Annotated in this window: 18 protein-coding genes; 3 read left to right on the forward strand and 15 right to left on the reverse strand. The window is 64.3% G+C overall.

Translation table 11 applies throughout. The features are described from left to right. Window positions 1-4: 4 nt before the first annotated feature. Together HH302_RS05610 and HH302_RS05615 are read right to left on the reverse strand one after the other, a co-directional pair. The gene (locus HH302_RS05610; RefSeq protein WP_371814616.1) at window positions 5-640 is read right to left on the reverse strand and encodes a cupin domain-containing protein; all 636 of its coding nucleotides are present in this window, start codon (window positions 638-640) and stop codon (window positions 5-7) included. Window positions 641-817: 177 nt separating this feature from the next. Next, window positions 818-1,441, reverse strand: coding sequence for a Crp/Fnr family transcriptional regulator (locus HH302_RS05615; RefSeq protein ID WP_172199349.1), 624 nt, complete (start codon window positions 1,439-1,441; stop codon window positions 818-820). Window positions 1,442-1,807: 366 nt separating this feature from the next. Here HH302_RS05615 and HH302_RS05620 point away from each other — a divergent pair, with 366 nt between their 5' ends. Next, entirely contained in the window at window positions 1,808-3,130 is a 1,323-nt protein-coding gene (locus HH302_RS05620) for a sigma-54-dependent Fis family transcriptional regulator (protein ID WP_172199352.1), read from the forward strand. Between the two features lie 78 nt (window positions 3,131-3,208). Here HH302_RS05620 and HH302_RS05625 read toward each other — a convergent pair whose 3' ends face one another. From HH302_RS05625 to HH302_RS05645, 5 genes are all read right to left on the reverse strand, one after another. Then, window positions 3,209-5,080: a DUF3857 domain-containing transglutaminase family protein gene (locus tag HH302_RS05625; RefSeq protein ID WP_172199355.1), complete on the reverse strand. Its 1,872-nt coding sequence runs from the start codon at window positions 5,078-5,080 to the stop codon at window positions 3,209-3,211. Window positions 5,081-5,244: 164 nt separating this feature from the next. Then, window positions 5,245-6,852: a phosphonate ABC transporter, permease protein PhnE gene (gene phnE / locus HH302_RS05630; protein ID WP_172199358.1), complete on the reverse strand. Its 1,608-nt coding sequence runs from the start codon at window positions 6,850-6,852 to the stop codon at window positions 5,245-5,247. Continuing rightward, complete coding sequence (locus tag HH302_RS05635; protein ID WP_172199361.1) at window positions 6,843-7,658, reverse strand: phosphonate ABC transporter ATP-binding protein; 816 nt, start codon at window positions 7,656-7,658, stop codon at window positions 6,843-6,845. Before HH302_RS05635 ends, phnE begins: the two co-directional genes overlap by 10 nt. A 69-nt stretch (window positions 7,659-7,727) precedes the next feature. Beyond that, entirely contained in the window at window positions 7,728-8,597 is an 870-nt protein-coding gene (locus HH302_RS05640) for a putative selenate ABC transporter substrate-binding protein (RefSeq protein WP_172199364.1), read from the reverse strand. Window positions 8,598-8,761: 164 nt separating this feature from the next. Further along, window positions 8,762-9,529 (reverse strand): hypothetical protein, encoded by a 768-nt coding sequence (locus HH302_RS05645; protein ID WP_172199367.1) that lies wholly within the window; start codon window positions 9,527-9,529, stop codon window positions 8,762-8,764. Between HH302_RS05645 and HH302_RS05650 the strand changes: the two genes are divergently transcribed. Then, a complete protein-coding gene (locus tag HH302_RS05650; protein ID WP_172199370.1) occupies window positions 9,522-10,280 on the forward strand; it encodes a pseudouridine synthase in 759 nt (252 codons plus the stop codon). The genes HH302_RS05645 and HH302_RS05650 overlap by 8 nt on opposite strands. On the opposite strand, the gene HH302_RS05655 is transcribed toward HH302_RS05650, so the two are convergent. Further along, the gene (locus tag HH302_RS05655) at window positions 10,258-11,508 is read right to left on the reverse strand and encodes a hypothetical protein (protein WP_172199373.1); all 1,251 of its coding nucleotides are present in this window, start codon (window positions 11,506-11,508) and stop codon (window positions 10,258-10,260) included. The genes HH302_RS05650 and HH302_RS05655 overlap by 23 nt on opposite strands. A 97-nt stretch (window positions 11,509-11,605) precedes the next feature. Next, on the reverse strand, window positions 11,606-12,433 hold the full coding sequence (locus tag HH302_RS05660; RefSeq protein ID WP_172199376.1) for a crotonase/enoyl-CoA hydratase family protein: 828 nt from the start codon (window positions 12,431-12,433) through the stop codon (window positions 11,606-11,608). Between the two features lie 335 nt (window positions 12,434-12,768). Here HH302_RS05660 and HH302_RS05665 point away from each other — a divergent pair, with 335 nt between their 5' ends. After that, entirely contained in the window at window positions 12,769-14,646 is a 1,878-nt protein-coding gene (locus HH302_RS05665) for a patatin-like phospholipase family protein (RefSeq protein ID WP_172199379.1), read from the forward strand. Here the strand turns inward: HH302_RS05665 and HH302_RS05670 are convergent. The 6 genes from HH302_RS05670 to HH302_RS05695 all read right to left on the reverse strand — a co-directional run bounded on the left by HH302_RS05670 (window position 14,643) and on the right by HH302_RS05695 (window position 18,102). Next, window positions 14,643-14,852 carry a hypothetical protein gene (locus tag HH302_RS05670; protein WP_172199382.1) on the reverse strand — a complete coding sequence of 70 codons (210 nt, stop codon included), beginning with the start codon at window positions 14,850-14,852 and terminating at the stop codon, window positions 14,643-14,645. The genes HH302_RS05665 and HH302_RS05670 overlap by 4 nt on opposite strands. Before the next feature lie 193 nt (window positions 14,853-15,045). Next, window positions 15,046-15,294 carry a hypothetical protein gene (locus HH302_RS05675; protein WP_172199385.1) on the reverse strand — a complete coding sequence of 83 codons (249 nt, stop codon included), beginning with the start codon at window positions 15,292-15,294 and terminating at the stop codon, window positions 15,046-15,048. Between the two features lie 43 nt (window positions 15,295-15,337). Further along, window positions 15,338-15,988 (reverse strand): GNAT family N-acetyltransferase, encoded by a 651-nt coding sequence (locus tag HH302_RS05680; RefSeq protein ID WP_172199388.1) that lies wholly within the window; start codon window positions 15,986-15,988, stop codon window positions 15,338-15,340. A gap of 193 nt (window positions 15,989-16,181) precedes the next feature. Beyond that, window positions 16,182-16,907: a GNAT family N-acetyltransferase gene (locus tag HH302_RS05685; RefSeq protein ID WP_172199391.1), complete on the reverse strand. Its 726-nt coding sequence runs from the start codon at window positions 16,905-16,907 to the stop codon at window positions 16,182-16,184. A gap of 157 nt (window positions 16,908-17,064) precedes the next feature. Beyond that, window positions 17,065-17,709, reverse strand: a complete 645-nt coding sequence (locus tag HH302_RS05690) for a Crp/Fnr family transcriptional regulator (protein WP_172199394.1) — start codon at window positions 17,707-17,709, stop codon at window positions 17,065-17,067. 39 nt (window positions 17,710-17,748) lie between these two features. After that, the gene (locus HH302_RS05695) at window positions 17,749-18,102 is read right to left on the reverse strand and encodes a YkgJ family cysteine cluster protein (RefSeq protein WP_172199397.1); all 354 of its coding nucleotides are present in this window, start codon (window positions 18,100-18,102) and stop codon (window positions 17,749-17,751) included. Between the last annotated feature and the right edge of the window lie 13 nt (window positions 18,103-18,115).

Here is an 18,115-nt window from a genome sequence, read left to right on the forward strand (position 1 = left end):
GGCGTTAGGGGCTCAGACTCTCGCGGGCGAGATGCCCCGTCTTCACGAAGATCAGGCAACCCTCATCGCTGTACGGCGTGTGCTCGGACTGGTGCGGACTGCGTAGCCAACTACCGGCGGGGTAGCTGCCGTGCTCGTCCTGAAATGTACCTTCGAGCACCAGAATTTCCTCGCCGCCCCAGTGGCAATGCCGCTTGAACTGCGTGCCGGGCGCCCAGCGCACCAGCGCCACATGTTCCGTGCCGAAGCTGTGCAGTGGAAGCACACTCAGGCCCGGAACGAGGCCCGGATGCCAGCCCGCTTGGTTGGTGTCGATCACCACGCGCTGCGAATCCTCGGGATCGAACTGCCAGAGTTTCACAAACAGCGTGCAGCCCAGGTCGCTGTAAGGCCCGTGGCGTGATCCGACGGGGTTCCGGATGTAAGTGCCGGCGGTGTAGTTGCCGCGTTCGTCCGAGAACACGCCTTCAAGTACCAGAATCTCTTCGCCGCCCGGATGGTCATGGGGCGGGAAGGCTGAGCCGGCTGCGTAGCGGACGACGGAGGTCGCGCGCCCTTGTTCTTTGCCGTTCCGATCCAGCATGCGTCGCTCAATGCCCACGGAGGGTGACGCAACCCAGCCGGTATCGTCAGGCAGCACAACAGCACGTTGGCGCAAGTCAGCGTGAAGGTTCAATTTGAATTGCCTTGAATGTGCAAACTGCGGGCGCCGACCAAGCGGCAAGGGTCGGCTTCATTCTGCGGCGCCGACAGGAAGCAGACAGGCGGATAGGCTAGCGGTTCCTGAACGAGACCGAAGCCCGCGGCCATCTTGCGACTACTGTTCGGTCGGACACTCCAGTTCGGACAAGTCGACCATCGATACCAGGGCGCTGCGCTGCCCCTTGCGTGTCAGCACGCCTTGGCGGCGGAGCTCGCTGATCGATCGGCACACCGTTTCGGAAGCCAGGCCGGTGATGTCTGCCATGTCGCAAAGCTTTGGCAGGGCAAGCTTCGTCGGTAGCAGGCCAGCGTTACTGCCACCTGCGAGCAGCAACATCAGGCGACGTACTCGTTCGAGCGGTTGACCGGTGCGAATTGCGATCAGATCGGCGGCACGCTGCTCGGCGGAGATGAGTGTCCGGAGCACTGCGCGTTTACCCGCGTCCGCGAGCGGCATGCGCCACGGCTCGATTGCGCATTCAGTCAGGGCGGTCGCCTGGAAGGCGTAGTTTGCGTCGAGCAGCGTTTCTATCCCCAACAGGTCACCGGCGAGTGCGAGACTCGCGAACTGGTTTTCGCCTTGCTCGCTGCGATCGAGGCGAACGATGCCTGAGACCAGCTGCCACGGCTGTCCCCTGTCGCCTTCGAAATAGATGCACTGTCCGCGCGTGATGCGGCGAATCCTGCATGGGCGATTGAGTGCGGCCGTTGGCCTGGCCTGCAAGGTCTGGAGGGACATGCCTCGTACTCCACTGCTGCGCGGGGTGCTTGCCCGGAGGTGCGAACCCGTTGCGGATTGCTGCGAATCCGGATCTGTCTTGGCCGAGCATGTCGGCGAAATCGGCACTGATCGGAAGCGTGCTTCGCCGATGCGGCGCACCACGCGTCACGCCATCTAGTGCCGGGCGTATCGCTGTCTAAGCAAAATGCGGGCGAGTTCAGGGTTTGTCTGGAATTATGTGTTGCGCCAATGGCTTAGCGTTTCATGCCGGCGTTTGCCAAAGTACGGGCGCTGCCGAAGGCGGGTTATTGGCAGCGTGTGGCAGTTCATGGCAGTGAATGGCAGTAAGTGTCATCATGCTGGCTGCCACCTGATGGATTTGTCATGACCCCACCCGAGCAGCCCATTGCGGAACTGATGTCCTTGCTGGATGCGGCCCCTGATCCGCATGTGGTACTCGATTCGCACTGCCGGATTCTCGCGGCGAACGCCGCGTACCGCGCACAGCTTGCGGATGGGCGAAACGTGGTCGGCCTGCGTTGCTTTGAGGCCTTCCACCAGTTCAAGGTGCCTTGCGACCAAGCCGGCGAGGTGTGTCCGCTGGCGCGCAGCCGCCAATCCGGCCAGCGCGAGCGTGTGCTCCATCTGCATCACACGCCGCGCGGGGAAGAGCACGTTGATATCGAGCTGACGCCAATTCGGGACGCGAGCGGCCAGATCCGTTACTTCGTCGAGCGGATCGCAGCCTTGCCGGTGCCGCGCGCGCCCGGGAGCCAGCACGGTTTGATCGGCAGCGCGCCGGCCTTCATGCAGATGCTCGAGCTCGTCGCACGTGTCGCCGGTTCCGACGCCACGGTACTGCTTGAAGGTGAGTCCGGCGCCGGCAAGGAATTGGTGGCACAAGCGATTCATGATGGCAGCCGGCGGGCCACAGGGCCTTTTGTGCCGGTCGACTGCTCAGGTATTCCGGAGAGTCTGTTCGAGAGCGAGCTGTTTGGGCACGAGCGGGGCGCTTTTACCGGCGCCAATACTGCGCGCGCCGGGCTTGTGGAAGCCGCGAACGGTGGCACGCTGTTTCTTGACGAGGTTGGCGAAATCCCGCTGACGATGCAGGTGAAGCTGCTTCGTCTGCTGGAGACGGGCACCTATCGCCGTGTCGGCGCAACCGAGGGGCGGCGTGCAGATCTTCGCGTCGTTTCGGCAACCAATCGATCGCTGCGAGAGATGGTCGCCGCGCAGCAATTCCGCGCTGATCTCTACTATCGGCTCAATACGTTCCCGATTCGCGTGCCAGCGTTGCGCGAACGCCGTTCCGACATTGCCGCGCTCGTGCCGGCCTTGCTCAAGCGGGTAGCGCCGCAGCGCAATCTGGCGCTGTCGGCTCAAGCCATGCAGAAGCTCGAGCGCTATGACTATCCGGGCAACGTTCGCGAATTGCGGAATTTGCTCGAACGGGCGAGTCTGATGTGCGATGGCGACACCATTACGCCGGAACACTTGCCCGACATGCTTGAGTCGGGCGCCTTGCCGACTACGGCGCTTCGCGTCGAGCCCGTGAGTGACGACAGGCTGGTGGCAATGCTGGCCGCTTACTCGGGGTCGCGCAAGGCGCTTGCCCGGTCGCTGGGGCTCAGCGAGCGAACGCTCTATCGGCGAATCAGCGAGTTGCGGGCGGCCGGCAAATTGGCGTCGGACGGCTTGACCTGAGTCGGCGCGGGCGTCGTCCGGTCGCCGTTCGTTCTGTCTGCTTGCGTCAGCGTCGCGCAATCGGCCGCCGGAGGGTGATCAATCGGCGATTGCGCGCTGGTAGGCCAGGCCCGTGTTCAACGCACTTACGATCTTCTTCGCGGTGGGCGCAAGCGTCGTGAATTCGGCCGCGCTGCAGTCGCTATGCGGCGGATTCCATACGAACGTGCGTTTCGCGGTCACGATGTCGTTGGTCTGTTTGTAGCTTGCATCGAACTGCATACCGTTGGCCGAGATATGTCGGTCGCGCGGCAGGCGCAGGACGGAGACGCCGGTATCGAATCGGACTGTGATGGTCTCATCCACCTTGACGGGGCGACACACACCGGGGCGCGTGCGAGTGGTCGCGTAGAAGCGTCCGAGCAGCACGGGTACCGCAACGGACCCTGAGAATGCAGCATCGAGTGACATCACGCCGATCTCCTCACCGCTGAGGAAATTCTCGATGTGCTGGGTGTTGCGGTAGCTGACCCTGGACTGTTGGTCGTCGGAAATCTCGACGAGGTCGGCCGTTCCGCTCAGACGGTAACGCCGCAACTGCTCTTCGGCCCATTCCTTTTGTTTGCCTTGGCCAAGGCCACGGTACCAATTCCGAACCATCACGCTTGAAATGCCGTGTGCGCTGAGCTCGGTGCTTCGCTCGCCCGAGCCGTCGCTATGGACGGTCACATGGGTTGTCCGGATTTCGGTGTTGTTCTCGGGCGTGTCCATCGGAGTGCGTGCCGGGTTGTCCGCGCGGTAGGCAAGGATGACCGGCTTGTCGATTTCATTGGCCGGGAGCAGTCCGAACGGCACGGTTTCCGCGGTGGCGTCCACGTAGAGGCCCAGCGCGGGGATGTGGGTGATGACATGGTCGAAGCGGAGCAGCGGGATGCCCGGGAGGCGGTATTCGTCCGGGCCCGCGAAGATCAGCGCGGGGCTGCTCTCAATGCCGGCAGCGCGCAGCAGGGCTTCAAGGATGACGACGTGATCCTTGCAGTCGCCATATCGGTTCTCGAGTATCCAGTCGGTCGAATGGGGCCGCCATGCGCCGTTACCGATATAGGTGGCAACGTAACGGATGTTCTTGCGCACCCAGTCATAGATTTGCTGCGCCTTGGCGCGAGGTTCTGTCGCACCTTGTGTGATTTTGCTGGCGAGCGCATGCACTGCGGGCGACATTACGACGCTAGGGCGGTGCTCGGCTGCGTACGCAACACCGATCTCATCCCACGATCTCAGGTTGCTGACGAACACATGCGGATTCTCAAGGGCGGCGTCGGCCTCGGCCTGCTCGGGCGTTCGGATTTCCGTGTTCGTGTAGGTCCAGCGCAGGTGGCGGCCTGTGGCATCGCTGTCGTCACGCACCAGCAGCACACGGTGTGCCTCGATCTGCAAGGCAAGCCCGGGTGGTGCGTCGACTGTCACAGTGGCGGCGCCAATCGGTACTGAGTCCGAAACGGACTCCACCAGCGAAAGCACCCCTTTCAGCACGGGTTCCTTTTGCGTGTGGCGCCATTTCAGATGAACGCGGTCGCCCGGTGCGAGGTCGGGAAAAGTGATCGACGTGACTTGATGGTCACGGAAAGTCTTCTCGCCGAGAATCCCGTCCTGCGTCTCGATGGCGTCAGGCTTTACCGGAATTCTGCGACCGTCGCTCTTGATCGTTTCCGCGATGAGCACATCGAATGCCTGTTGTTTCGTGCTGTGCGAGAACATCCGCTTGCCCAGCATTTGGGCGCCATCCGGCGTGAGGGCATGGGTCGTTTCTTCGGCCTCGGCGATGTAGTCACCACTTGAGCCGAGCGTGTAATGGACATCGTAGCGGTCGACGGCGAAGTGGCCTTGGGGCGGTGCGGATTCGTTGGCGCGTACGGACAGCGTTGTGCAGCAGGTCAGCAGCACCAGGGCAATGCGGATCAATTGAGGCATGGTTGTGGGGGGTACGCGGCAGCAGGGGGCGTGCGAAAGGAATTAGGGTAGGTGACACAAAACACCGGACGCCTGATCTTGCGCCGGTCGGGGCGCTGGAGCGAAGCGAATGCTTCACGCCCAGGCGCCTCAACCTCCTGATTGCCGTGATTAGCGTCGGCGGTTCAACCCATCTTGTGCCGCAGGATTGCGCTGGCTTGGTCGACCACGAGCGCGAGCGCCAGCATGGCGACGATGACACTGCAGGCATTGTCGAGGCGGAACAGCGAGAGCTCGTAATAGAGCAGTTGACCCAGCCCGCCGGCCCCAACAAAGCCCATCACCGCCGCCATGCGGATATTGATCTCCCAGCGGTAGAGCGTGTAGGCAAGCCATTGAGGCGCTACTTCCGGCAGCGCGCCATAGAGGAACGCGGGCGCGCGCGGGGCGCCGCTGGCCCTTAGTGCGGCCTCGGCTGCCGGCGGCGCGTTCTCCAGTGCTTCGGCATAGAGCCGACCGAGTACGCCGCCGGTATGCAATGCAAGGGCGAGCGCACCCGCGAAGGGGCCGAGTCCAGCCGCGAGCACCGTGATCGTTGCCCAAACCAGCTCGGGTACTGCCCGCAGCAGGTTCAGGACGAAGCGGGTCAGTGCTTTGGCTACGGCACCGATGCGACCTGCAGCCGGCAGGGCGAGCGCGATGCCGATGAGCGCGGCGAGCACGGTGCCGACCAGGGACGTGGCCAATGTTTCGACGGCACCGCTGCCGATCTTTGTCAGCAGTGTGGCGTCGTGGGCCGGCGGCAGGAATTCGCGAAGAAAGCGCGCAATGTCGCTGCCCGCGCGATCGCCGAACAGCGCACCGAGATCGAGGCCGATATGGCGCCACGATGCCAGGCAGGCCAAGGCCGCGATCAGGCCAAGCGCCCAGCCGTTCAGCGCGCGTCGACGGCCATCCTTGCGGGTGTTGGCCATCCAGCGGCGCAGCACGTCGGACAAGGCATCGGCGAACAGCACCAGCAGAAGGAAGGCAGTCAGGATGCTGGCGATCTCGCCGCCGTTGAAGGCCTTCATCGACTGGTCCATCAACTGGCCAAGGCCGCCCGCGCCGACCAGCCCCATCACCACGGCTGCGCGCAGCGCGCACTCCCAACGATAGACCGTGTAGGACAGCAGCTCGGCTGCGGCAACGGGTAGCAAGCCGTACATCAACGCGTCGAGACGGCTGCCGCCGGCGGCAAGGATCGCCTTGGCGGGCCGGCGGTCGGCGGAGTCGAGGATCTCGCCGAACACCTTGGCGAGCATGCCGCCGTAGGTCAGCGCGAGTGCAAGCACGGCGGCACTGGGCCCAAGGCCGAACACGCGCACGAAAAGCAAAGCCCATACAAGCTCAGGAACGCCACGCAGCAACAGGGTCAGCGCGCGCAGCACTTGTCGCAACGCAGGGCGCCACAGGCCGTTTGGTGACGGGCCGATCGCGGTGACGGAAAGCGCGGCGGTGCTGCCAATTGCGAGCGGTATCGCTATCAGCAATGCGAGCAGCGTGCCGACCGTGGCGATTGCGAGCGTCTGGAGCACAGCGTCGCCGAGCAGACCGAGGAAGAAGCTGTCGTGCGCCAGCGGCCAGAAGCCAGCGATAAAGCTGCTGACGACGCGCAGGTTGGCGGGCTCAACCAGGGCCGCGGGATTGACGCCGGCGACATGACCGATCGGCCAGGCCAGCATGAGCGCCAGCATGCTGACTAACAGCCGCTGCGTGAGCGCTGGATCTCGCATGTCGCGGTTCAGCAGCATGGCAGGCCGGTTGCGCTGACGCGCGGCGTCACGACGTGGGCGGCACCTGGCTCACCCGGCGTAACCCGTTCCGATGCGTAGAGCGACTTGAGGTCGTCTTCGCTTACCGCGCTGGCGGGCTTGTCGAATGCGATGCGGCCATCGCGCACGCCGACAATGCGCGGAAAACGTGCGAGCGCGAGTTCCACGGCGTGAAGGCTGGCGATCAGCGTGGCGCCGCGGGTGCGTGCGTCGTCGCAAAGCACGGCGAGCGTGTGATCGGCGAGGGAGGGGTCAAGTGCTGAAACCGGTTCGTCCGCCAGAATCAAGGCGGGCGCCTGGTACAGCACGCGTGCGATGCCGACACGCTGAAGCTGCCCGCCAGAGAGTTGGTCGCAGCGCTCGAAGAGCTTGTCTTGCAGGTCGACGCGTTCAAGCGCCGTGCGTGCTCCGGCAATGTCTTGCGGAACGAGCGATGACAGCAAGGATTTCCACGCGGGCCACTGGCCCAGGCGCCCGGCCAGCGTTGCGGTGACGACACGTTGCCGCGGTGGCAGCGGGGGTGCCTGATGCACGGTGCCGATTCGGCTGCGCAAGCTGCGCAGGGCCGCGCGGCTGATCTGCCATGGCTGTACGCGGCCGAGCTCGATGCTTCCGCTGTTGGGGCGCAGGGCGGTGCCGACGCAGCGCAGCAGACTGGTCTTGCCGGCGCCAGACGGGCCGATGATTGCGACCTGTTCGCCTGCGGCAATATCGAGGTCTACACCGGCCAGGCCTGGCTGATCCGCGCCGTAATCGATGCGCAGAGCCGAAATACGAAGGTCCATGAGGGGCTACCGGACTCTGGGAAAAACGAAGCCCGGCCGCGGTGAACGCGGCCGGGACGGGGCAGGGCGTTAGCGCAGCAGACCAGCGGCCTGGGCGGCCTGTTCGATGCTGTGGTAGTTCTCTGGTTTTGTCGGCACGAAGCGGGTGGCGCGTTGCAGCGCCATGATTTCCTTGTGCTCCGGGTTGGTCGGATCGAGCTTGAGGAAGGCGTCACGCAGTTTCTTCATGACTGCCGGATCAAGGTCACCGCGCACTGTCCAGTTGTAGTCAAAGTAGGCTGGCGTGGTGGTGAACACGCGCACCTTGCTGGTATCAACCTTGCCGCTCTCGACCAGCTTGTCCCACACCGAAGCGTTCAGCACGCCTGCGTCTGCGCGGCCCGAGGCCACGAAGGCCACGGTGGCGTCATGCGCGCCGGAGAACGCGACGGTCTTGAAATCCTTCTCCGGCGTGAGGCCGGCCTGCAGCAGGAAGTAGCGCGGCATCAGGTGGCCGGACGTCGACGAGGCCGAGCCGAACGCGAAGGTCTTGCCCTTGAGGTCAGCGAAGGACTTGATCGCCGGGTCCGCAGTGATGAAACGGCTGGTGAACTTCTCGTCTTCCGCGCGCTGCACCAGCGGAATTGCAGTGCCGCCGGTGCGCAGCTTCGCTTGCACGAAGGTAAAGCCACCCAGCCACGCCATGTCGATGCGTTTGGCTGCCAGCGCTTCCACAACGCCGGCGTAGTCGGTAACCGGCACGAAACTCACCGGAATGCCGATTTCTTTCTCGAGATACTTGCCGAGCGGCGCGAACTTGCGCTGCAGTTCGGTGGGCGCTTCGTCCGGGATGGCCGAAACCTTGAGTTCCTTCATCTGAGCGAAGGCGGGGAGGGCGAGCGCCGCAAAGGCGAACGCCGCCAGACCACGCAGGGCGTGGCGACGGAAATGGGTCAGCATGTTGGCTCCAGAAAAACCACCTCGGCACGGGGCCATGCGCCGGGGTTTACGCGTTGGGATCTTGCTTCGGTGCGGTACTCAGACCGCGCGGGCGGATTATACCGGGCGCCACAAGCGAACAAGGCGCCACGGTGGCGCCTTGTTTGTGGGCGGAGAGTGCAGGCTTACTTGTTGGGAGTGCCGCCTACGATAAGCCGCTGCTCCTTGAGGGCACCGATTACGATCTTCGCCAGTTCGGCGGTTGATTTCTGGATGCTGGCCGGATCGGTCGTCTCGCTTAGTCCGGACCACATGACTTTGCCTTCCGGCGCGGGCCACAGGTTGGTCTCTATCGTCACCACATCGTACTGGTAGAGGCGTGGTTCGCTGATCATTGCGCCCGCGCCGTAGTAGCCCCAGAAGCTGCGGTAGCCATAACCGTAGGCGGGCATCATTGTCATCGTGCCGGGCGAATACTGGGTACGTTTCTCCACCCGCAAGGCGCGCGCCACCAGAATGCCGTCGGCACCGCTTTTGGCGACGGCTTCGCGCATCTCTTCAACATTGCGCTGCGGTTTGTCGGGCAGCAGGCGATAGCCCGGGATCGCTTCGACACCGGCATCGGACAGAGCCTTGGCGAAGTCGTCCTCGAAAACACGGCGGGCCGCGATTTCGTCCGAAACGCCGATCACGACCAGTTTCTTGAGCGGCGGGCCGGCGTAGTCACTGTCGCGCCAGGCACTCGTCAGCCGGGTCGATGCACAGCCGGCCAACATGAGCGTCGCTACAAGGCCAATCGCCGCTCGGCGGGCCAGCGTCGGTAAGTCTGCGTTCATGGCATGGGCCTCCGCGGATTGTGATGTGTCGAGTATCCCGCCTGCGCCGGGCACCGACAAGGCTTGTTGCTGCCGTAACATCCGAACTCTGTATCCGAGTGTTACCTGCATGCTCAAGCTGCTTCACCTGGACGATGACCTCGTCGCAATCGACAAACCGCCCGGTCTCCTCGTGCACCGTTCGATGCTGGATCGCCACGAGACCCGCTTCGCGGTGCAGCTCCTGCGCGACCAGATCGGCCGCCGCGTGATTCCGGTGCACCGGCTCGACAAGGGCACCTCCGGCGTGCTGGTGTTTGCATTCGAGCGCGAAACGGCCGCGGCGCTGGCGGCACAGTTCGAAACGCGGGCGGTGGAGAAACGCTACGTCGCGGTGGTGCGCGGCTGGCCGGCGGAGTCGGGGGTGATTGAACATCCGCTTAAGATCGTACGTGACGAGTACGAGCTGCCGATCGACGGCCTGGCGCCACCTCAGGAGGCCCGCACAGCATTCCGGCGCCTCGCCACGATCGAACTACCGGTCCCCGACGATCGGCACCCCACCAGCCGCTATGCGTGGCTTGAACTGGCGCCCGAGACGGGCCGACGGCACCAGATCCGGCGCCATCTCAAGCACATCTCGCATCCAGTGATCGGCGACGCCACCTACGGCAAGGGGCGGCACAACCGCATGTTCGCCGAGCAACTCGGCTGCGCGCGGCTGCTGCTGCACTGCGCCGCGATGACGCTGCAGCACCCGCGCAGCGGGCAGCCGCTCGCCCTGCGCGCGGAGGTGAGCGGTGACTACCAGCGTCTGCTCGAACGCTTCGGATGGGATCGCGAACTGGCTCAGGTCGCCGGCACGCTTAGCGGCCCAGAATCCCCTTGAGCAGATCGAGCGCGCCGGGGCTTTGCTGCTGAGGCTTCTGGCCCGACTCTTCGCCGCGCATCGCGTCACCCATGCCAGGCATGCCCAGCATCGTATTCGCGACGGATTTGACCCGGATCCGCGCGGACCACTCCGGTTCCCATGCGATCTTCGGATCGCTCGGGCGCGGTGGGTAGGCGACCGAGGCCTCGTTGCCGTAGGCGATCATCCGCAGCATCGCGCCCTTGTCGCCGAACACCTCCTTCGGGATCGCGCATTTCTGCGTGCTGGGGGGGAGCAGCACCTTCTCGCCGAGCCAGCGGTCGACGGCAGGGTTGGTCTGGTAGTCCATCAGGCCAAAGCCCGTTTCCGGTACCTCGCTGGACGACCAGAACACCATTTCCTGCTCGCCGCGGGCGCCCATCGCTGAGAGGAAGTAGGCGCGCGCCGTTGGCAATGCGGTCCACTCAAGCTGGGTGGCGTTACCGCTGTCGCGCTGTTTCAGGTCAATGGCCGGCATGAAGTCCTGCTGCGCGCCGATCGGGAAGCGGAAGCTTTCCGGTACGCCGTCGCCGCTGAAAGCGTGTTCGCCAACCAGCGACGCGCCCTCAGGTACTTTTCGCGTGTCACGCGCGTTTGGCCATACCGGCTTGCCGGCACCCTGGTGAGCGCCGCGCTGCGTGGCACGCCGTGCCTGGAAGAATTTGGCAAAGTCGGTCGGCGACGCCTTGCTCATGTCGAGCACCTTGGGTTGCCCGCTGCGCACCGTTTCGCCGCAGCCCCAATAGAAGTAGATCTTGCCCTTCGGGCGCTCCATCGGCTCCGGTTCACTCACTTCGTCGTCCGATTCCGGCACCGCCTTGGGCTTGTCCGGTGGCGTTGCCACGAGGGCCAGCGTTGGCGCGAGCTTGCTTCCGGTCGGTACCGACTGCAGGGCTTCGGTGAGTGACGGGTTCTTGCGCGTGGCCAAGGTCACATCCAGCCATCGGCCGCTGCTGCCAGCCTGGGTCATGCCGAAGCGGTTGCCGCCATCCTTCTTGCCACCAAAGAGGCCGGAGAGCCCTTCCATCACACTGGCGCCCGGCATGCCGCCCATCATTCCGGAAAAGGTGGCGACATCGATCCAGGCTTGTGCGATCGGCGGTTTGACGACCTGGGTGGTCTTGCTTGCCTTGCCTTGCGCACCGGCATTTCCGGCAAGCGCGAGCAGTGCGCTGCCGACTGCGACAGCAATGAGTGATCGACGCATGATGGCTCCCCTTGAATGAACACGACTCCCCGTTTCATTCTGGTCCGCCCCGCGCGAATTGCCAGTTACGCGGGGCGCCGTGCGTCTATTTTTTGGGCTAGTCCCGGTAGCTGGGGGCGCGCTTCTGCATCATCGCCGCGGCGCTTTCTTGCAGGTCTTCGGAGAGCAGTGCCGACGCGTTCCAGGTGGCGACGTAGCGCAGGCCATCCTCGATCGTATGGTCGCGTCCGTAGTTGAGCATTTCCTTCACGCCGCGGATCGCCAGCGGCGACTTTGCTGCGACCGCCGCGGCCACTTCGGCCACGCCTTCGAGCAACTGATCGGGCGTGTCGAACACGCGGTTCACGAGGCCGAATTCCTTGGCTTCTTCGGCGAGCACGTTGCGGCCGGTGTAGGCCAGCTCGCGCGCGATGCCGTCCGGGATGATGCGCGGCAGACGTTGCAGCGTGCCGACATCAGCCGCCATGCCGATGTCGATCTCGCGGACCGAGAAGATCGCGTTGGCGCTGGCGTAACGCATGTCGCAGGCGCTGATGATGTCCACGGCGCCGCCGATGCAGGGCCCGTGAATCGCTGCTATTACCGGCTTGCGGCAGCGTTCGATGCTGCTGACGCAATCCTGCAGATCGAGAATCAACGCCCGCAGCAGTTCCTGGCTGCGCGCCAGATCGGCGTGGCGGATACGTTCGCGCAGGCCGGCGAGCATCGCCAAGTCAATGCCGGTGGAAAACGCGCGGCCATTCCCGCTGAGGATCACGACCCGTGCCGCAGAGGTGCGGTCGGCCCAGGTGAACGCCTCGCGCAATTCGCGCCACATCTCGTCATTGAGGGCATTGAGCTTGTCCGGGCGATTCAGCGTGATGCGCGCAATGCCGGAATCCAGCGACAGCGTCACGGTTTGCAGCGTTGGGATGATTTCGTTCATGGCGTTGGCCTCCTCGAGTGGGTGGATGCAGAACCGGGCAAACGAGGGGGGAGGGCAGCCGGATGTGGCGGCCGGGTTTGCGCTGAGATGGCGCACGCTAGCACGCGGCGGGCGGGCGCGGAATGGCTCGCAGCGCCGATTTTCGAGCCGTCCGGTTCGATCGCTGCTTACCGTGCAAAGCGTTTGACCGCTGCCGATCTTTTGCCGATATTGTTTGCGGCACATCGGAGCGCTACGCGTTTGAAACCGGCGCGCTCCGACGGCTTTTGATGTCCCGATCCATCCGTACCCACCAATCTGTCGTGCACCCGCTGCGGCAGGACTGAGGCCACCCAATGAGTCAGACATCTGCCCGTTCGCCCCATCTCGATCCGTTGTTGGTTCGCTATCTCAACGACTTCCTTGGCGAGATCGAGCCTGCGGCGTTGAGCTTGCTCTTGTCACAGCTGGAGTGGGTGGAAGTGGCGGGCGGCGAGACGCTGATCAGGCAGGGCGATCCGGGCGATGCGATGTACCTGTCGGTGAGCGGGCGCTTACGGGCCTATGTCCATGGCGACGACGGCGCGCCCCGCATGGTGCGCGAAATGGGGCGAGGGCAGATCATCGGCGAGATGAGCCTCTACACCGATGCGCCGCGCTCGGCGACGGTGGTGGCCATTCGCGACTCGGTGCTGGTGCGGCTCGACAAGTCCCAATTCCACGCGCTGCTGGCGCACAGTCCGCAGGTGTCGATGGCACTGACGCGGCAGATCATCAGTCGTCTGCAGACCGAGCATCAGCGCAATCTGCTCGCCTTGCCGGTCACGATCGGGCTATTTCCGATCACCGATGGCATTGATCTCGCCGGCCTGGGTGTGCGCTTGGCCGAAGCCATGAGCCTTTACGGCAAGGTACGGCTGGTTGACGCCGCGGCGATCGACCGCGAGCTGGGGCAACCGGGTGCTGCGAACGGCGGCGCTGAGGATGCCGAGCTCAACCGGCGGATCGCGCTGCTGCTCGACGAGATTGAGGCCGCCAATGACTTCGTGCTTTTGCTCAGCGACCCCACGCCGACGCCGTGGACGCAGCGCTGCAGCCGGCACTGTGACGAGATTCTGCTGTTTGCCGACGCCACTCAGGCGCCCGCAATTCATCCGATCGAATCGCATTGCCTCGCAAACCGTCCCAAACACGCGGAGGCAGCAGAGGTACTCGTGCTCTTGCACCCAGCCGATCAAGCCTGCCCGGCGGGGACGAGACACTGGTTGGCGCGACGTGCTGTGGCCGACCATGTGCATATTCGTCCGGCGCTGGACCGCGATATCGGGCGCCTGGCGCGCATCCAGTGCCGAGCGGCGATTGGCCTCGTACTGGCGGGTGGGGGTGCCCGTGGCTTCGCCCACCTCGGCATCGTCAAGGCGCTGCAGGAACGTGGCGTGGAGATCGACTACGTGGGCGGCACCAGCATCGGCGCCGTGATGGCAACGCTGGTGGCATGTGACCAGCCCCTGCCGCGAGCGATCGAGGTTGCCCGCAAGGCTTTCCGCACCAATCCGACCAGCGACTTCAACTGGTTGCCGATGCTCTCGCTGATCAAGGGGCAACGTCTGCGCGGCATCATCAAGGGCGCGATGGACGAACTCTTCGGGCGCGAGATTGATATCGAAGATTTGTGGAAGAACTACTTCTGTGTCGCCACCAACTATTCGCAGGCGCGCGAGCAGCCGCTGCACCACGGCAAGCTGGAGAAATCGCTGCGCGCGAGCATCTCGATTCCCGGTGCCTTGCCGCCCGTGATCATCGACGGCGATTTGCTGTGCGACGGCGGCACCTTCAACAACTTCCCGGTCGATGTGATGCAGGGCATGCGCGGGGTAGGCAAGGTGATCGGGATTGATCTCAACTTCAAGAAGCCGCGTCGAATGGATTTCGACGAGGTGCCGGGTACCTGGGCGCTGTTGCGCGATCGGCTGGTGCCGCGGAGCCGGCGCCGCTATCGCCTGCCTTCGCTATCGGCCTACCTGATGAACGTGACGATTTTGTACAGCATGTCGCGCCAGCGGGATGCGCAACGGCGCACCGACCTCTACTTCAACCCCCCGCTCGAACGGGTCGGCTTGCTGCAGTGGAGCAAGTTCGACCAGATCGTCGAGCAGGGCTATGCGCATGCGCAGCAGGTGCTGGCCGAGTTTGGTGCCGAGCCGCTGGCGCTGATGCAGGCGACACGTCGTTAGCGTGCTGCCACCACGGTTACGCCGCGGCCGGTGTGGGCTACGCTCTTCGACGGTGTGTGAGTTTGCGCGGTGGTTTGGGGCAGGTTGTTGAGCTGGCGGCCAAAGCTCGCGCCGCCAAGCACGTCTGCGGCGGTGAATACGCTCATGCCGATGAAGGCTGCAACGAGGATGGAATTCAGCTGGTCGTCGAGGCGATTGGGTTTCATGGTGGTCTCCTGATGTTCTTGTCGTTGGTGGGGGTCATCAACGTGAGACCACTTTAGGACTCTGTCGCGGGAGCGACGATGTCGCTTGTCGCGCCGTTTATGTGACCAATTCACATCCGCGATTCTTCCCGCTGAAAAGGCAAACGCCGGCGGGCTGTCTGGCCCGGCCGGCGTTTGCAATCGGTGGTTTGGATTAGAGCGCAGGTGGCATCGTGTGTATCCGCGCTTGCCAGGCATCCCAGGCCCGGATACGCAGTTCGAGGTCTTCGTGGTTGATCGCCTGCGAGAGGAAGTAGCTTCGTTCCTCGTCCAGGTTGCGCGGCCAGTGCGGCGCCAGCGCAGCCAGGTTGCTGCGGATCGTCGCAATCGCCCGGATCAGCGTGTCATGGTCGTGCAGCGCGATGGGCGCTTCGATATGCGGCAGGGTGGCATGCAGTCTCATGATCAGCTCCTTCGCTGGGCAAAGTGCGACTACCGAAATCGGCTCAGAACGCGAAACGCGTGGGCAAGAGCCACTGCGGCCAGGCGTGCTGGATCGTCTCGAACATGTGCGAGCTTGTTTGGGCCCGGCGTGCTGTGCCGGTCTGGCCGCCCGGCTGGGCGGTGACGAGGCGGCGCTCGACACGCAGGTAACGATCGTCGTCCGCCTGCGGGCGCACTGAGAACCCGCAACGCAGCATCAGCGCGAGCATGGCGCCGTTACCGACCGGCACTTCACCGATCAGGCGCTTCACCCCGGCTTGCCGCGTCGCGCTGCAGAGCGCGGCCATCAGTTGCTTGCCGAAGCCACGGCCGCGCCAGCCTTCGGTGACGGACAAGGCGAACTCGGCGCTGTCGCCGTCGTCGGCGATCACGTAGCAGGCTTCGGCGACCACGATCTCGCGATCTCCGTCGAACGCGGTGATGACGAAGCCCATCTGGTCCGTGGCATCGAGGCAGATCAGTGCGTCGGTGGTGGCAGCCGGCTGTTCGCCAGTGTGGCTGTCGCAGCGCGCGAAGCGGGCGGCTGCCAGGCCGCGAGCGGGGGCGCCTTGCGGCGCGGCTTGCTGGTCGTCCTTGAGGGTGATTGCCTCGATCAGCTCGGCCGGGTAGGCATGGACGGTGGTCTTTGCCGTGCGGTGTGCGTGGACTTTCATGGGGTTCTCCCGTTTTCGGTGGTCTGCTCTGATTCGCCTTTGCGGTGTCGCTTCGGCATGGAACAAACTTTAGACGGGCGCGGAAAACGGATCGCAGGAGCAAGTCGCTCGGATTTTGTGACTTATTCACACGCCGCCGGGTGAACGACAAAGCCGCCCGGAGGCGGCCTTTTCGTGGGGCGCGTGCGTCCATTCACATGACGCGGCCGAGCAACTGGCGTTCATAACTGCGCCCGCTCGGCGTCGGACTTGCGGTGATGCCTTGCACGCGCTGCAGCCAACGCGGCAGGGCGTGGTTCAGCGCTGCGAGCAGGCGGTTCGGCCGGCGCGCTGTGCGGCGCGTTTTGGCCGGGCCAGTCACGCTGCGCTCAACCCGCACGAGGCGCTCGTCACCGGGGTGCGGGCGTACCGTGAAGCCGCAACGAATCATCAGCCCAAGCATGCTGGTGTTGGAGGCGAGCACTTCACCGTACAGCCAGCGGGCGCCCCCGCGGCGGGCGGCATCGCACAGCGCGTCGATCAACTGGCTGCCGAGGCCTTGGCGCTGCCAGGTGTCCGATACCGCGATCGCGAATTCGGCGGTGTCGCCGTCGTCGCTCAACACGTAGCAGGCGTCGGCAATCACGACTTCCTCGTCGCCTTCCGGCAGCGTGACGACGAAGCCCATCTGGTGCACGTAGTCGATGCAGGTGATCTGTGCCGCCACCTTCTCGCTCAGGCCACAGAGGTTGCCGTGGAAGCGGTTGAAGCGAGCCCCTTGCGACAGGGTGGCGACGAACTTCTGTTCCAGCGGCGCGTCTTGCGGCAGCACCGGGCGCAGCGTGGCGCGGCGGCCGCGACGCAGCGAAATCGAGTTGATCAGATGGGCCGGGTAGGCGTGGATGCTGTAAGTCGTTGCTTCGCGCAGGGTGGCTTGCATGATGCTCTCCTCGGTCGGGGGGATTTACCGGGTGCCCTTGCACCGTTCTTTCGGTGCGCTTGGCATGGAGAGACTTTAGGGAAACCGCTTTGTTACTTCCTCGCAGCTTGTCGCATGCGCCCTGTGACATTTTCACAAGGGCGCCGCGAAGCGACTGTTACCAGCCCGCAGGCAGCTTTTTCAAGAGAACGATCTGCTTGCCTTCCAGTGCGATGTAGCCACCGGTGGTGAGCTGCTTGAAGATACGGCTGATCATCTCGCGCGACGAGCCTACGTGGTCCGCGATGTCCTGCTGGGTCAGTCTGTCGGCCACCATCAGGCGACCATCAACTTCACGGGCGCGGTCGTTCAGCAGGCGCGCGACGCGGCTATACACATCGTCCAGCGCGAGGCTTTTTACGTTGTCGGTGGAGTGGCGTACAAGCCCGATCAACTTGCGGATCAGGTGCAACGCAAAGTCCGGGTGCTTGCCGAGAAAGTCGCGCACCTTGCTGCCGGCCACCACGACGCAGGTGGTGGGTTCAAGCGTCATCACCGATGCGGAGCGCGGGCCACCGTCCAGCGACATCTCGCCGAAGTACTCGCCCGGCCCGAGGGTGTTGTAGATCACCTCGCGGCCTTGCGCAGATGCGCCGAACACCTTCACCCGGCCCGAGAGCAGGATGAAGATCGAGTCGGTTTCGTCTTCCTCGTTGATCAGAACTGAATGAGCCGGAAAGGTGCGCACACCGCCGTGGGCGGCGATGGCTTCGAGGATGTCGTCCTTCAGCACGGACGGAGAAAGCGGAGCGTCGTTTTTCATGTTGCGGTTCAGTCGGGGGCCGACAACGATACCGCAAGCTCAGGCCGCGTTGGCAGTCTGTTTTTCCTGTCTGGGCAAGGGGTTGAGGCCGTAGCGCCCGCGTGCGCGGTTGCACTTGTCGTCGCCGGCCTCGACTTCCTTGCAGGCGGAAGGGCGTTGCGCGTAGACCGTGCAGGCGACTTGCTCGCCAATGGTTCCGCGCAGCGCAACACAGCGGGGGGCTGCCGGGTTGTTGGTGCCCGCCATGCAGGCGAAGAATGGGTTGATCTTTTCGGTGAGCGAAGCCGGCAAGCCGCCGGCTTCGGCCTCTGACCAGTAGAACGAGACTCGGAAGTGCGCGCAGCACGCGCCGCAATCCAGACAGGGGTTATTGGCAGTGTTCGTAGAGCTCATTTCCAGAAACGAA

The organism is Niveibacterium sp. COAC-50 (assembly GCF_013184235.1).
In the GTDB taxonomy this organism is placed as follows: Bacteria; Pseudomonadota; Gammaproteobacteria; order Burkholderiales; family Rhodocyclaceae; genus Niveibacterium; species Niveibacterium microcysteis.

Bases quoted from the DNA above. Each gene is read 5' to 3' on its own strand.
- HH302_RS05615 (WP_172199349.1), bottom strand. From the start codon at position 1,441: ATGTCCCTCCAGACCTTGCAGGCCAGGCCAACGGCCGCACTCAATCGC.
- HH302_RS05620 (WP_172199352.1), top strand. From the start codon at position 1,808: ATGACCCCACCCGAGCAGCCCATTGCGGAACTGATGTCCTTGCTGGAT.
- HH302_RS05625 (WP_172199355.1), bottom strand. From the start codon at position 5,080: ATGCCTCAATTGATCCGCATTGCCCTGGTGCTGCTGACCTGCTGCACA.
- phnE (WP_172199358.1), bottom strand. From the start codon at position 6,852: ATGCTGCTGAACCGCGACATGCGAGATCCAGCGCTCACGCAGCGGCTG.
- HH302_RS05635 (WP_172199361.1), bottom strand. From the start codon at position 7,658: ATGGACCTTCGTATTTCGGCTCTGCGCATCGATTACGGCGCGGATCAG.
- HH302_RS05640 (WP_172199364.1), bottom strand. From the start codon at position 8,597: ATGCTGACCCATTTCCGTCGCCACGCCCTGCGTGGTCTGGCGGCGTTC.
- HH302_RS05650 (WP_172199370.1), top strand. From the start codon at position 9,522: ATGCTCAAGCTGCTTCACCTGGACGATGACCTCGTCGCAATCGACAAA.
- HH302_RS05655 (WP_172199373.1), bottom strand. From the start codon at position 11,508: ATGCGTCGATCACTCATTGCTGTCGCAGTCGGCAGCGCACTGCTCGCG.
- HH302_RS05660 (WP_172199376.1), bottom strand. From the start codon at position 12,433: ATGAACGAAATCATCCCAACGCTGCAAACCGTGACGCTGTCGCTGGAT.
- HH302_RS05665 (WP_172199379.1), top strand. From the start codon at position 12,769: ATGAGTCAGACATCTGCCCGTTCGCCCCATCTCGATCCGTTGTTGGTT.
- HH302_RS05670 (WP_172199382.1), bottom strand. From the start codon at position 14,852: ATGAAACCCAATCGCCTCGACGACCAGCTGAATTCCATCCTCGTTGCA.
- HH302_RS05675 (WP_172199385.1), bottom strand. From the start codon at position 15,294: ATGAGACTGCATGCCACCCTGCCGCATATCGAAGCGCCCATCGCGCTG.
- HH302_RS05680 (WP_172199388.1), bottom strand. From the start codon at position 15,988: ATGAAAGTCCACGCACACCGCACGGCAAAGACCACCGTCCATGCCTAC.
- HH302_RS05685 (WP_172199391.1), bottom strand. From the start codon at position 16,907: ATGCAAGCCACCCTGCGCGAAGCAACGACTTACAGCATCCACGCCTAC.
- HH302_RS05690 (WP_172199394.1), bottom strand. From the start codon at position 17,709: ATGAAAAACGACGCTCCGCTTTCTCCGTCCGTGCTGAAGGACGACATC.
- HH302_RS05695 (WP_172199397.1), bottom strand. From the start codon at position 18,102: ATGAGCTCTACGAACACTGCCAATAACCCCTGTCTGGATTGCGGCGCG.